This window comes from Vibrio sp. 10N.222.52.B7, from assembly GCF_041474275.1.
Lineage (GTDB): Bacteria > Pseudomonadota > Gammaproteobacteria > Enterobacterales > Vibrionaceae > Vibrio > Vibrio crassostreae_C.
This window is the reverse complement of sequence record NZ_JBFRTU010000351.1, coordinates 1-264: the sequence shown is the minus strand read 5'-3', so window position 1 is coordinate 264 and position 264 is coordinate 1. Positions and strand designations below refer to the sequence as shown.

Here is a 264-nt window from a genome sequence, read left to right as displayed (position 1 = left end):
CTACAGTTTGAGACTGACTTGCTTTCTGAGCATTAGATTAAACTCATCGATGATCTGTCGGTGAGTTTCTTTTCTTGTAATTAGCCCAATTGAACGATATTGAATTGGTTTTACTATTGGGATAAATCTCAAGTTCTCATGAGCATGTAATGAAGCGATGGTTGAGGATAAAATAGCAGAACCTAAACCGCTATCGATCATACCAAGCAATGTTGAAGTGTGTGACGCACTAATTTCAGGATCATAGGTAAGACCTGCTCGCAT

The 264-nt window shown here is 38.6% G+C and carries 1 protein-coding gene; it reads right to left on the bottom strand.

The annotated features are described in order from the left end of the window. Positions 1-264: LysR substrate-binding domain-containing protein (locus AB4512_RS23170; protein WP_372175866.1), on the bottom strand; the 264-nt coding region annotated here is incomplete at its 5' end.